The organism is Komagataeibacter saccharivorans, assembly GCF_003207825.1.
Lineage (GTDB): Bacteria > Pseudomonadota > Alphaproteobacteria > Acetobacterales > Acetobacteraceae > Komagataeibacter > Komagataeibacter saccharivorans.
In genome coordinates, this window is sequence record NZ_NKTY01000011.1 from 13,469 (window position 1) to 26,399 (window position 12,931).

At 57.0% G+C, this 12,931-nt stretch carries 15 protein-coding genes and 1 pseudogene; 3 read left to right on the forward strand and 13 right to left on the reverse strand.

Annotation, left to right across the window (positions count from 1 at the left end; all coding sequences use genetic code 11):
- Positions 1-128: 128 nt before the first annotated feature.
- Positions 129-1,064, reverse strand: a complete 936-nt coding sequence (locus tag CFR79_RS08125) for an AMP-binding protein (protein WP_110547546.1) — start codon at positions 1,062-1,064, stop codon at positions 129-131.
- 875 nt (positions 1,065-1,939) lie between these two features.
- Entirely contained in the window at positions 1,940-2,710 is a 771-nt protein-coding gene (locus CFR79_RS08130) for an IS5 family transposase (RefSeq protein ID WP_258373470.1), read from the reverse strand.
- A 5-nt stretch (positions 2,711-2,715) separates the two neighbouring features.
- On the opposite strand from CFR79_RS08130, the gene CFR79_RS08135 reads away from it, so the two are divergent.
- Both CFR79_RS08135 and CFR79_RS08140 read left to right on the forward strand, forming a co-directional pair.
- Positions 2,716-3,225 (forward strand): hypothetical protein, encoded by a 510-nt coding sequence (locus CFR79_RS08135; RefSeq protein WP_220030264.1) that lies wholly within the window; start codon positions 2,716-2,718, stop codon positions 3,223-3,225.
- Positions 3,188-3,724, forward strand: coding sequence for a DUF3828 domain-containing protein (locus CFR79_RS08140; protein WP_181417400.1), 537 nt, complete (start codon positions 3,188-3,190; stop codon positions 3,722-3,724). Before CFR79_RS08135 ends, CFR79_RS08140 begins: the two co-directional genes overlap by 38 nt.
- Before the next feature lie 37 nt (positions 3,725-3,761).
- On the opposite strand, the gene CFR79_RS08145 is transcribed toward CFR79_RS08140, so the two are convergent.
- Complete coding sequence (locus CFR79_RS08145) at positions 3,762-4,070, reverse strand: hypothetical protein (RefSeq protein ID WP_110547549.1); 309 nt, start codon at positions 4,068-4,070, stop codon at positions 3,762-3,764.
- A gap of 184 nt (positions 4,071-4,254) precedes the next feature.
- On the opposite strand from CFR79_RS08145, the pseudogene CFR79_RS08150 reads away from it, so the two are divergent.
- Positions 4,255-4,897, forward strand: a pseudogene (locus CFR79_RS08150) (transposase).
- Positions 4,898-5,014: 117 nt separating this feature from the next.
- Here the strand turns inward: CFR79_RS08150 and CFR79_RS08155 are convergent.
- From CFR79_RS08155 to exbD, 10 genes are all read right to left on the reverse strand, one after another.
- Positions 5,015-5,785 carry an SDR family oxidoreductase gene (locus CFR79_RS08155; protein ID WP_110547550.1) on the reverse strand — a complete coding sequence of 257 codons (771 nt, stop codon included), beginning with the start codon at positions 5,783-5,785 and terminating at the stop codon, positions 5,015-5,017.
- Between the two features lie 521 nt (positions 5,786-6,306).
- Positions 6,307-6,921 carry an urease accessory protein UreG gene (ureG, locus tag CFR79_RS08160; RefSeq protein ID WP_110547551.1) on the reverse strand — a complete coding sequence of 205 codons (615 nt, stop codon included), beginning with the start codon at positions 6,919-6,921 and terminating at the stop codon, positions 6,307-6,309.
- Complete coding sequence (locus tag CFR79_RS08165) at positions 6,918-7,631, reverse strand: urease accessory protein UreF (RefSeq protein ID WP_258373471.1); 714 nt, start codon at positions 7,629-7,631, stop codon at positions 6,918-6,920. The genes ureG and CFR79_RS08165 overlap by 4 nt, the downstream gene beginning before the upstream one ends.
- Positions 7,591-8,076, reverse strand: coding sequence for an urease accessory protein UreE (locus CFR79_RS08170; RefSeq protein ID WP_110547553.1), 486 nt, complete (start codon positions 8,074-8,076; stop codon positions 7,591-7,593). Before CFR79_RS08170 ends, CFR79_RS08165 begins: the two co-directional genes overlap by 41 nt.
- Positions 8,076-9,782 carry an urease subunit alpha gene (gene ureC, locus CFR79_RS08175; RefSeq protein WP_110547554.1) on the reverse strand — a complete coding sequence of 569 codons (1,707 nt, stop codon included), beginning with the start codon at positions 9,780-9,782 and terminating at the stop codon, positions 8,076-8,078. The genes CFR79_RS08170 and ureC overlap by 1 nt, the downstream gene beginning before the upstream one ends.
- Complete coding sequence (locus tag CFR79_RS08180) at positions 9,779-10,123, reverse strand: urease subunit beta (RefSeq protein ID WP_110547555.1); 345 nt, start codon at positions 10,121-10,123, stop codon at positions 9,779-9,781. Before CFR79_RS08180 ends, ureC begins: the two co-directional genes overlap by 4 nt.
- Entirely contained in the window at positions 10,107-10,409 is a 303-nt protein-coding gene (locus CFR79_RS08185) for an urease subunit gamma (RefSeq protein ID WP_110547596.1), read from the reverse strand. The genes CFR79_RS08180 and CFR79_RS08185 overlap by 17 nt, the downstream gene beginning before the upstream one ends.
- Before the next feature lie 40 nt (positions 10,410-10,449).
- The gene (locus tag CFR79_RS08190; protein ID WP_258373472.1) at positions 10,450-11,274 is read right to left on the reverse strand and encodes an urease accessory protein UreD; all 825 of its coding nucleotides are present in this window, start codon (positions 11,272-11,274) and stop codon (positions 10,450-10,452) included.
- A 285-nt stretch (positions 11,275-11,559) separates the two neighbouring features.
- Positions 11,560-12,438, reverse strand: coding sequence for an energy transducer TonB family protein (locus tag CFR79_RS08195; protein ID WP_258373473.1), 879 nt, complete (start codon positions 12,436-12,438; stop codon positions 11,560-11,562).
- Positions 12,435-12,923: a TonB system transport protein ExbD gene (exbD, locus tag CFR79_RS08200; protein WP_102323687.1), complete on the reverse strand. Its 489-nt coding sequence runs from the start codon at positions 12,921-12,923 to the stop codon at positions 12,435-12,437. The genes CFR79_RS08195 and exbD overlap by 4 nt, the downstream gene beginning before the upstream one ends.
- Between the last annotated feature and the right edge of the window lie 8 nt (positions 12,924-12,931).

The window sequence follows — 12,931 nt, forward strand, 5'->3', positions numbered from 1 at the left end:
TCCGACGAGTGATGACGGCTTACTGAAAACGTCACCCTGACCGACCGGTTTTCTTCCACTGAAAACAAAATCGTGAAGAAATATTGCAGGACTGTCTCCTGCGGTCCGTGTTGTCGGTGCCCCTGCTGCTATGAAGCCGACAGCCCTGCGGAAAGGGTGAGCGTGCCCCCTTTTGCCAGTACACCGGCAACAAGGGCCGTCTGTCCGGTATTCCAGGTCATGTCGAGCATACCCGGAAGAGTGCCCCCATTCCTGTCGGATGCCAGCATGTCCATTGTATAGTCGGCCAGACGGCTGTACTCCCCGGCCGTGTATTTTACAGTACCGAACCCGCCCGGACGATCATTTGGATAGAGCATGAACAGCGGGTCATTCTCATACATGGCTACGGGCGCGTAGTCGGGTTCGTACCAGTCTACCACGGCATCGTAGCGATGATCGCGACCGGACTGCATTGGCACTGTCGTCTTATTGATCGTGACGACCAGCACCGTGTTTATGCGGCTATGGCTACTTCCCATATCCAATGCCGTGTCCAGCGTGACCTTCAGCGGTACAGGCCCGGTATCACACCGTATCTGGTCGCCTGTCAGAATGGCGGTCGCGCCGCAATCCCCAAGCCGCTCCGCCAGCGCCTGTGCATCCAGATGCGTGGGTAGCACGACATGCACTGCGCCGATACGCATGCAGGCCAGTACCGCCACTATACTTTCCGCAATCAGAGGCAGGTGGATTGCAACCCTGTCGCCGCGTTGCACGCCCTGATCCTGCAACGTGTTGGCCAGGCGACAGACCCGTTCATGCAGTTCCCGATATGACATCCGTCCGTTCGGCGTGTTACCTGCGCCGCGCCAGATTACCGCACTCCTGTCCGCATGGTCCCCCAGATGGTAATCCACGCATGAAGCGCAGATGTTCTGTATACGCTGGCCGCGCTTCGATACCGGGATAATGTGGGAAGGGGCAACGTATCCTGCCTGCCGGGGAATGTATTGCCGCGAATGAAGGGCGGACAGAATGGAAACGCTGTCAAAGGTTCTACGCATCATGGGCCTGTTTCCCATCGTTCAGCCGCTCCGGTCTTTATGACTTGCGGTGCAGCAGTATATGAAAGAGGTGAATCCGGGCGTTTTACGCGGTAAAAAACGGTGAGGATAATACCCTCACCCGGCCGAAAACGTGCCTGATATTTAGTCCGCCCCGTATGGGATGCCCTTGCCCTGAAATCACCATGCGTGTTGGCCGGGATGCGGCGAAGTGGTGGCGTGGCGGTGCATGCGCCTGATTGTGGCATTTCATTTGTGCTGCTCTTGTTTGTTTTTGTTGCTACGGACTGTGGCAAATCCGGCTGACGGACGGAAGATGCTTTGCCGTTTAAAGTGGTGAAAGCAAAAACAGTAATTGCAAAGATTGCAAATATGTATAATCACGGAACCGTGTATATAACATCAACGAAATTTTGTTGGAATTATACAGAACAGATCAGAACATATATTATATAACTTCCCGGCGTTACGTGGACCCTTATCAATTGCCTATAAAGCATATTTGAGGAAAATCCTGTCAGTTCCATATTGCACAACTATGTATTTAAATATATTAATTTCTATAATTAAATTAAAAATACAAATAGAAACAGTATTCAGGAAGATGTACCGGTCTGCCTGTTACATATCCGCCATTCATACATCTTGCAGTTGACTTTTTCTGAAGCATGCAAATATGACCGCAATCCATCGTTATCCATTATAGTATGAGTCTGATCGCGTGGGTTATAAGAAGCTGTTTGAAAAACTGTCTGGAAACATCCAGAAATCATAAAGAAGTTTTTGGTGAAGCTTTTTTCAAAAATCTTCGTAAGGCGACACCCAAAAAAGTTTCCTATTTTTATCAAATACTTATTTTCAAAAAATCTCTAAGAGCCTGATTCGAAAGTTTTTCAGCACTGACAATGCCTTGCGGTTCTGCGGGTCAGCATGCGGATTGAGGCGATCAAAGTCCACGCTGTTGACGAGGCTATGGACTGTTCCCAGTCTTTGGCGAGCCGCCTGCAGCGACCGAGCCAGGCGAATGTTTGTTCGACCACCCGGCGGCGAGGCAGGATTTCAAGGCCCCTGGCTGTGTCTGATCGCCTGATGATTTCGACCGTCCATTTTCCCATGCTGGCGAGCGCGGATCGCAGTTTATTACCGGCATAGCCGCCATCGGCGAAGATGTGGCGAAGCCATGGAAAGTGTTTGCGTATTGCCGCCAGGACATCGACAGCCCCGTCACGATCCTGAATGTCAGCGGCATGAACAAGGAGGAAGATCAGGAAGCCGCAGGTATCCGTCAGAATATGGCGCTTGCGACCTTTGACCTTCTTTCCAGCGTCATAACCGGAAATTCCCCCACTTTCCGTGGTTTTCACCGACTGGCTATCAATCACGCCCGCGCTCGGGGAGGTCTCACGCCCTTCGATCTCCCGCAGGTTTATGACCAGTACCGTGTTCATCGCTTCGAACAGTCCGGCATCACGCCATGCATAAAAGTAGCGCCTGACGGTCGAGACCGGTGGAAAGCATTTCGGCAGCAGACGCCACGCACACCCTCCCGAGGCAATATAGAGTATCGCGTTTACAACCTCGCGCATATCCGCCGTGCGAGGCCGTCCGCCCCGTTTCGCCGGGGGCACGAACGGCATAATCAAAGCCCACTCGGCATCCGTCATATCCGATGGATATCGCAATCCCTCCCGGCTATGTTCGTGTCAGGCAATACCAGTCCATGTCACCCGTCAGAATGATTTCTGACGGGTTTTTGTCGTTTGATGATTCATCAACAGATTTCCTCAAAAAACCAATCATGGAGGAAAATATGCCGTGGGATGTCAATAGGGCAATCCAGCACCTTCGGACACATGTTCTACCAGAAAGTAAAGCAAAATGTGCAACTTATACTCGCGAAGCCATCGGCGCTGGTGGTATTCGTCTTATGAATACGAGATCTGCGAAGGATTATGGCTCACCTCTCAAAGCATCAGGTTTTCGTGAGGTTCCATCAACGGGACCATTTCGGGGCGGAGATGTCGCCATTATCCAACCTGTCACAGGACATCCAGCTGGATATATGTGTATGTTTGATGGTAGTATTTGGATATCAGATTTTAAACAACTGCGCGGATTGTATCCTGGGCCAGCGTATCGCAATGAAAAGCCAAGTTATAAAATTTATAGACATCCATAATCAATTGAAAATGTTGAGTGTTAGCATTTTTGTTTTTTTTCCGTTCTGGGCATATGCCCAGAACGGAAAACCAGAACAAAAAGTTCTGGAATTTTATCAAAAATATATGACTGCATGTGCTCAACCGTCTATGGATGAACCAAACCGTGAATTGGATGGTTTGTTCTGTAACATGGATATAAAAAATTATGTTACAAGCCAGCTATATAAAAAAATAATTCATGCTTATAAAACTGGAGTTTACGGTGATTTGGCTGGAGATAGGGATTATTTCACACATACGCAGGATTCTAGCGTAGAATGGACTTCCGGTATGAAAGCCACAAAGATTAAAGAAAACAGCAACAATGCAGTTGTTCGATTGTTTATGAGCTTTCCGTCTGGGGCTGGTGATCCGCTTGCAGTGTGTGTCAGGCTACACCGTGAAAGTAGTGTTTGGAAGATTTACCAAGTAGACTCGTCTCTGTATACTGACCTACCTGATTGTAAGGATAAATGAGTAATTTATTGATAGTATATATTATTTTTTTGTATAATTAATATGTGAGTTTCTCTTCTGGGAATGTGGCGTTTTCCTGATTTTTATGTTGTCGTGACTTTCTGCGAACAACCTTGCTGACAGCATCTTTCAACGCATAAGCATGTTTCCTGAGTTCTGCGAGGTCTTCAGGACTATCCTGAATAACGTCCAGTAAGGTGGCAAGGTCTTTGAAGACAACAGGAATCTTTATGACCTGACTTCTCACACGTTCGCGGTTCACGGCTTCACTGGTGACACGCCACCATTCCAGCACCTCGGCTTTTTCCTGCGTGGTGCATTTGTCTAGAATGGAATGGGGAACCATGGAATAATAGCAAGGGAAAGAACCAAGGGTTTTCTTGAGGGCTCGTTTCTTTTCAGGGCTATATGTCCAACGGCTGATTTCCCATTTGGGTCTGGCTTTATTGTCTCAGTGTCTGACCGAAAATGAGTTGAGTGATTTCAGCAGGTTATGATTTATGGGTTTGCGAGAACCTGATGAGATCAGGATGGCCTGGACTGAAATCACCCGCGCGCAGTATCAAAGGGACGATCTGGAATATGCAAGCGACCTGCGCGATGCGGAGTGGGCGCTGATTGCGCCGCTGATGCCCGAGAGGAAACGACTGGGGAGACCACGACGTACGGGTTTGCGCCGGGTCACGGAGGCGATCCTCCATATCGTCACGACCGGCTGCCAATAGCGGCCCGCGCGGTTATGACGCGGGCAGGAAGATCAGGGGTCGCAGGCGGCATATCGCGACCGACACGCCGGGTCATGTCGTGGCTGCTGTCGTACATCCCGCCGACGTTCAGGATCGTGATGGTGCGCCGCTGGTAGCAACCAGAATACGTTCATTGTTTCCCTGGCTCCGCCATCTGATCGGTGACGGGGGATATGCTGGCGAGAAGTTGCGTGGTGCGCTGGCTGAACTCGGCCGATGGATGATCAAGATCGTCAAACGTAGCGATCGCGCCGAAGGCTTCGTCGTCCTGCTCAAACGCAGGATCTTGGAGCGCAGCTTCGCATGGCTCGGACGCTGCCGTCGCCTCACGAAGGATATCGAGGCAACAATCTCGTCATCCCACGCGTGGTTGATGATTGCCTATATCCGCAGAGTTCTGCGAAAAATCAGTCAAACCGCTTTTTGATTCAGGCTCTAAGAAATAAGTCCGTTTCAAATGATACGAATACGTGGGCAGACTGGATTGTATGGAACGTATGCCCGCAAGCGCCGCTGCGGGCATATGCCCATATCATCACAAGAATTACAAAGACGCGGTAATACCACCGTCCACCATAAGGACGTGACCATTCACAAAACTGGACGCATCCGATGACAGAAAAACCGCAGCGCCGACAAGCTCCTCCACATTTCCCCAGCGACCGGCGGGCGTGCGTTTGCACAGCCATTGGGTAAATTCCTGATCCGCCACCAGCTTTTCATTCATTTCTGTTTTAAAATAACCGGGCGCAAGCCCGTTGATCTGTAATCCATGGCGCGCCCAGTCCGTCGCCATGCCTTTGGTCAGGTTTTTGACCGCGCCCTTGGTTGCGGTATACGGCGCGATGCCGGGCCGTGCCAGTTCGCTCTGTACCGAGCAGATATTGACGATCTTGCCCCGTCCACGGGGCAGCATGTGCCGCGCCACGGCCTGTCCTACAAAGAAAACCGCGTTCAGGTTGGTCGCAATCAGCGCATCCCAGTCTGTCCGGCTGAACTGGTCCAGCGGCGCGCGACGCTGGATGCCCGCATTGTTTATAAGAATATCAATCGGGCCGTGTTCATGTTCTATTTTTTCAACCCCGGCGATGACGGCTTCCTGATCGGTCACATCAAACGGGGCGGTTACGACATCCAGCCCTTCGCGCTGTAGCATCTCGCGGGCTGTTTCAAGCGGTTCAGGATTGCGACCGTTCAGCACGATCTTTGCCCCCGACTGGCCCAGTCCGCGTGCCAGGGTCAGCCCGATGCCACGGGAAGCCCCGGTGACCAGCGCCCGTCTGCCGGTAAGGGAAAAAAGCGTATTATCAGCCATGATACGTCCGTCTTGCTTATGAAGGATGCGACGGTAGCAGGGAATAATGTCCCCTGCCCTTACACGTCTTCGCGCGTGGACGATACTTCCTATCTCCTGATGGCTGAACCGGTATGGAAAGTCAGTATTTTAGAGACTGTTTGCAAAGCCTGTCTGGAAATACCCAGAAAAAATAAGGAAGATTTTTCCAAAGAACTTTGAAGAAGGCGTCTTTTTGGAAAAAGGCAGCACCCAAAAACTTTTCCTGTTTTTTATAAAAGATTGCGTTTGAAGCAATATTTTAGGAAATGGTGACCTATGAATTAATGGAAAAAGGGTTCCATCCACTTCTGTTGATCGTCAGAAAAAAGTATCTCATTCATAGGCGTGTATTTATATGCCTCCATGGGGGCGCTGATTATCGACCCATTCCAATAATTTCCGCTGGCTCGAAGCATTTTTAATTTGTCTTGATGAAATGAACCATCTGATTGGAACACATATTATGCGTTCGGATTTACGAACAGTTTTATAATAATATTTTACAGCGCCCCCTGTTCAATAATGAAACGTGCAATGGCTTCGACTCCTTCGCCCGCGCGGATATTGGAGAATACGAAGGGCCGTTCGCCACGCATGCGCCTGCTGTCGCGGTCCATCACCCCAAGGTCGGCCCCCACATGCGGTGCAAGGTCGATCTTGTTGATGACCAGCAGATCGCTGCGCGTAATGCCGGGGCCACCCTTGCGGGGGATCTTGTCGCCCGCCGAAACATCAATGACGTAAATGGTCAGGTCCGCCAGTTCCGGGCTGAAGGTGGCGGCAAGGTTGTCCCCTCCGCTTTCCACCAGTACGAGGTCCAGACCGGTAAAACGATCTGTCAGTTCGGCAATACCGGCCAGGTTGATGCTGGCGTCCTCCCGGATGGCGGTGTGGGGGCAGCCACCGGTCTCGATCCCCATGATCCGCTCGGGTGGCAGGGAACCGGCGCGGGTCAGGAACTCCGCATCTTCACGTGTGTAGATATCGTTGGTGATGGCGGCGATATTGTAATTATTGCGAAAGCGGCGGCACAGCGCATCCATCAGTGCTGTCTTGCCCGTGCCAACCGGACCGCCGATGCCTACCCGAAGCGGGCCGTGTTTTGCCTCTGTCATGTCCTGAACAACCTCGTTTCCTGAGTTTCATGATGTATCGCCGCAAGGTCGGAGCCAAAACAGGCTCCGCCCACATCTTCCAGTGTCTGCGCCTGTGCGCGGTCTGCCATTTCCGCCATTACGGGTTCCAGCCGGGAAAGCGCGCGTAGTCCGTCCGTCTGTCCCAGCGGCACCAGCCTTACGGCAGCGGATACAAGGGCTGCGACGGCAGCATAACCGCCAGAAAGCACGGCTTGCCCCCGCGAAACGCCGCCCCGGCGGAACACAAGTCCCTGCGCCACCGGAAGCGGCCAGCGTACCCCCGCCCGAGCGACCTCGGACGGCACGACACCCCATACGCCTGCCGCGCGCAGGAAGGCTTCGCCCTGATAGACCGTTTCCTCATACCGTTCGCGCGAGGTGGCGCAGGCACAGGCGAATTCGGCAATATCGCGCAGGCGTTCATCGTCGTTCCCCGCAGCCCAGGCGGCATGCAGGATAATCAGATCGTTGCCGGTACTGCCATGGCGCAACAGGGTGCCTATCCATGCGCAGAGTGTCTCCACATCCCGCACATTGCCCCGTTCAACAGCCCATTCCAGCCCGTGACTATAGGCGTAGCCACCTGTGGGAAAGGCGGGTGACACCCATGACAGCAGGCGCAGGAAGTCCAGTCCGGCCGGTTCGTGTTCAGTCATGGGAATGATGGTGGTGTTCATCCCCGTGGGCATGGCCTGCCCCGCGTCCGGCATAGGCCCCGCTTTCAGGGTCGAATGCCGCCCGCACGTTATGGACGTGACCACCAAGACCCCGGACCATATCGGCAATCACATGGTCATGGCGCACAAGGATACGCTGTCCCCCGATCGCTGCGGGCAGATGCCGGTTGCCCAGATGCCATGCCAGCCGCAACAGGTGCAGCGGGTCGTGGGCCGTGACCGCCATCAGGTCTTCGGCCATGGCTTCGACCCGTATGATACGGCCATCTTCCAGCCGCAGGCCGTCGCCATCGTGCAGAAGCCGGGCGTGTTCCAGTTCCAGCAGCACCTTTGCGCCTGAACGCAGGGTCAGCACCATGCGGCGGCGGTGGCGGCCTTCGTAATCAGCAGCGAATATGTCGGCCGCATCGGCTTCATTCCAGCTTCCCGCTGGCAGGATTTCGGCAACACGGGTCATCAGAACAGGAAATACCTCTGGGCCATGGGCAGGATGTCGGCAGGTTCACACGTCAGCAGCACGCCATCGGCCCGTACTTCATACGTTTCGGGATCGACCTCGATATGCGGCATGACGTCGTTATGGATCATGCTGCGCTTGCCAATGCCGCCACGCGTGTCGGATACGGCGGAAAGGCTTTTACGCAGGCCGAGTTTTCGGCCGATATCATCCTCAAGGGCCGCTTTTGACACGAATGTCAGGCTTGTATGGGTCAGTGCGCCGCCATAGCCGCCAAACATCATGCGGCCATGCACGGGCTGCGGCGTGGGGATGGAGGCGTTCGGGTCGCCCATCATGGCATAGGCGATGGCCCCACCCTTGATGACAAGATCGGGCTTCACGCCAAAGAAGGCAGGCTCCCACAATACAAGATCGGCCAGTTTGCCCACCGCGATGGACCCGACCTCGTGCGACAGGCCATGGGCGATGGCGGGGTTGATGGTGTATTTGGCGATATAGCGTTTGACGCGGTTGTTGTCCGCCGCGCCATCGCCCGGCAGTGCGCCGCGCTGGCTTTTCATCTTGTGGGCGGTCTGCCACGTACGCAGCGGCACTTCGCCTACCCGGCCCATGGCCTGACTGTCGGATGACATCATCGACAGCACGCCCATGTCGTGGAAAATGTCCTCCGCCGCGATGGTCTCGCGCCGGATGCGGCTTTCGGCAAACGCAATATCCTCCGGCACCCTGGGGTCAAGGTGGTGGCAGACCATGAGCATGTCCAGGTGCTCATCCAGCGTATTGCGCGTATAGGGCCGCGTGGGATTGGTGGAAGACGGCAGCACGTTGGGCAGCCCGGCCACGCGGATGATGTCCGGCGCGTGGCCGCCGCCCGCGCCTTCGGTATGGAAGGCGTGGATGGTGCGGCCCTGAAAGGCTGCAATCGTATCCTCCACAAAGCCGCTTTCGTTCAGCGTGTCGGTATGGATCATGACCTGTACATCCATCTGGTCGGCCACACCCAGACAGCAGTCGATGGCCGCAGGCGTCGACCCCCAGTCTTCATGCAGTTTCAGGCAACACGCTCCGGCGCGGACCATTTCCTCCAGCCCTTCGGGGCGTGAGGCATTGCCCTTGCCGGCAAAGGCCAGATTGACGGGAAACGCATCCGCCGCCTGCAGCATGCGGGCCAGATGCCATGGTCCCGGCGTGCAGGTGGTGGCCGCCGTGCCCGTGGCCGGTCCCGTGCCGCCGCCAAGCATGGTGGTGATGCCCGATGCCAGCGCTTCCTCGATCTGCTGGGGGCAGATGAAATGGATGTGGCTGTCCATGCCGCCTGCCGTCAGGATTTTGCCTTCCCCCGCGATGATTTCCGTCCCCGGCCCGATGATGATGTCAACGCCGGGCTGGATATCGGGATTCCCCGCCTTGCCGATGCCTGCGATCCGTCCGTCGCGCAGCGCCACATCCGCCTTGACGATGCCCCAGTGGTCGATGATCAGCGCGTTGGTGATGACCGTATCCGCCGCCCCCTGCGCGCGGGTGGCCTGTGACTGGCCCATGCCATCACGGATGGTCTTGCCGCCGCCAAAGCGGACTTCCTCGCCATAGATGGTGAAGTCCTTCTCCACCTCCACCAGCAGGTTCGTATCCGCCAGCCGTACGCGGTCGCCGGTGGTGGGACCGAACTGGCCCGCGTAATCATGCCGCGTAATCCGGGTCATTTATCCACGCTCCCCATGACATCGCCGCGAAAGCCGATGGCGCGCCGTAACCCGCGCAGAGGCACCAGTGTCACGTCTCGCTCCTGCCCCGGTTCAAAGCGTACAGCGCCGCCGGATGGCACATCCAGCCGCCAGCCAAGCGCCTGCGCGCGTTCAAAATGCAGGGCGGGATTGACTTCGGCAAAGTGATAGTGACTGCCCACCTGTACGGGACGGTCGCCGGTATTGGTCACGCGCAGCACGCGGCGGGGCTGGCCTTCGTTAAGGATGATATCACCATCGGCAGGCAGGATTTCGCCCGGAATGGCCCCTTCGGACAGGGGATCAGCGTATCGGGTCATGTACCGTCACCAGTTTCGTACCATCAGGAAAAGTGGCTTCAACCTGCACGTCATGGATCATTTCCGCCACGCCGGGCATGACCTGCGCGCGCGTCAGTACATGGCCACCGCTGGCCATGAGTTCGGCCACGCTCAGGCCATCGCGGGCGCCTTCCACCACATGGTCGGTAATCAGCGCCACGGCTTCGGGGTAGTTCAGGCGCACGCCGCGTTCCAGCCTGCGCCGGGCCACCATGGCCGCCATGGAAACGAGCAGCCTGTCTTTCTCTCGGGGTGTCAGCTTCATGTAGTCATCCGCTCCCTTGCGCGCCGGTCGGGCGCCATCATCATGACCGCCATGTGCCGGGCATGGGCCGGCCATTGCGCAGGACGGGCAGGATTTTGCGCACCGCGACTTCCAGCATCCATCCACTTTGTGCCAGCCCCCGCACCACCAGCATGCCATTCCATGCGGAGGCGGCAAACCCCGCGCATTCGGGGGGCGCCAGCCGCATGCGCACGTCCGGCAGCAGGTCCATCGCCTGCGGGCTGACCAGCACCAGTGTCGTCACGCCCCCCTGCCCGTCAGCTACTGCCGGTTGTGCCAGCAGGGTGGACACGTCCGGGCTTTCCAGCCGCAGCATATCTTCCACTAACAGCCTGCCGTCCCGCCGGATGGACAGCCGGTCACGCACATCCAGCCGCGACAGGTTCTCGCCCGAACCCCTGCGCCCGAATATCCGGCTTTCCAGAAACATGAAGGTGGCCGAGCCTGCCATGTCTACCGTCATGCGACGATGCAGGCGGCTGCCATCAAAAAAGATCGTGCCATGGGGAAGCCACTCCAGCCGGGCATTGGCATCAATCTGGCACGAGACCGCAATTTCAGCCGGGGCATCATCAGGGCGCGCACGATAGATCCGTTCCGCCGCCTGAGATGTCATCAGCAGGTCCGTTCCCTCCCCGCAGGCAAGACGGCCTTCGATACGGTCACCCGCTGCAATCCCGCCCGATATGTTGACGGTAACCGTCTCCATCCCCGGCCCCGCAATCCGGGGAAACAGAAGGCGGCAGCATCCCTCCTGCACCAGATCGGCCATGCGCGTACGGGTGCCTGCTGCCCTGACTTCCAGTCCGAACCGCCCTTTTGCACGCTGGAGAGTCGTAGTCACCCGGTCACTTTCATCCTGCCATAACCGGGCTGATCCTAGCGCCTGCGCAGAACAGGTCTATAGCGTAATGACTTTTTCTGGTCAGCCGACCAGAGCCTGCCAGAATATCTGGTGAAAGGGTGTATTCCCGATGGTGGATGCCGATCGCACCATTTTACCGCCCGTAGCAGGGATGGGGCGCAGGGGGTGGACAGGCTGCTGCTGAACGGATCAGCCGTCTGGATCACGAGAAACCGGAACAGACCTGTACGCGGACCTGCCGTAACGTGTCGGGCAGCCTCGTGGTCAGTTCTGATGCAGGTAGAATTCGACCGGCACGGTCAGTTTAATGGGATCGCCTGCCACGCTGTCCGGCGGGATGGGTAGCGGCTGGGCGCGGCTGGGCAACGCCAGTGCTTCCTGATCCAGCAGGGCATGACCGGAACTTTGGGCCAGCGTGACCGACAGCACGTGCCCCTTGCGGTCCATGGAGAAGGTTACGGTCGGCACGCCCTCCTGATGGTCGGCCATGGCCGCGGACGGGTAACGCTTGAATTTCTCAAGCTGCGCCAGCAGCGCGCCCTGCCATGTAACCGGATCATGTGCGGCATGGGCCGATGAGGAACCGGGCGCGGGTGCTGCCTGTGTCGGTGCGGGCGGCGCTTCGGCCGAAGGTGGCGCGGTGGTCGCGTCGGCAGGTGGTGTTTTATCCGGAACCGGTTTCTTTTGCTGTAGCGTCGGTCTGGTTTTCTTTCTGGGGATTTTCCGCTGTTCTTGTGCGGGCACCGGAACCGGCGGGTTGGGCGCGGGCGAAGGCGGCGCCGTGATCTTTGGCGGCGGATCGGGTTGCGGGTCGGGTATGGACAGTGTCTGCTTCGGTCCGACCGGCGCGTCAGTCGGCGGGGTGGGGATGGAGACAGGTTCGGGGGCCATATCTATGGCAATGGCGGCAGGTGCCTGTTCCGCCACGACCACCGGCGCAGGCGGCAGGTGCATGACCCACCCGATGACCCCACCAGCGGTCGCCAGAACCGCAAGGAGGGACAGCCCCCAGCGGATGGTGTCCGTACGCCGGGTCAGTCGCGCCCGGTTGCGTTGCCACTGGGCAAAGGATGGCACGGCAGGGCTTTCAATCGGGTATGCGGCATGCGTTCCCCCGTCCGGCGTGTCGGTGGCGATAGTCACGGTGTGCCGCCTGTTGCGGAAGCGCGGTTGGCGTCCGGCAGCGCAGTCGTTCCGGCCTCGCTGCCTTCCTCCTGCCCCTGCAGGTTAACCAGGGCGACCTTGAGGTACCCGGCGGCGCGCAGCTTATCCATCACCCCCATCAGCGTGCCGTAATCGACGGTCCTGTCAGCGCGTAGGAAGATCCGTTCATCCCTGTTGCCCTTCGTTGCGGTTTCCAGCGCGCCGGGCAGCGCATCTGTCGAAATGTCGTCTTCTCCCAGCGCCAGACCGTGATCGGCTTTTACCGTCAGAAATACCGGATCATCCGGGCGCGGCGTCGGCTTTTCGGTCGAGGACGGCAGGTCCACCGGCACGTTCACCGTGGTCAGCGGGGCGGTGACCATGAAGATCACCAGCAGCACCAGCATCACGTCGATGAAGGGCGTGACGTTGATCTCGCTGGCCTCATGCGGGTTTTCATCGGCGTGACGGATGCGAATGGCCATGACCGCCC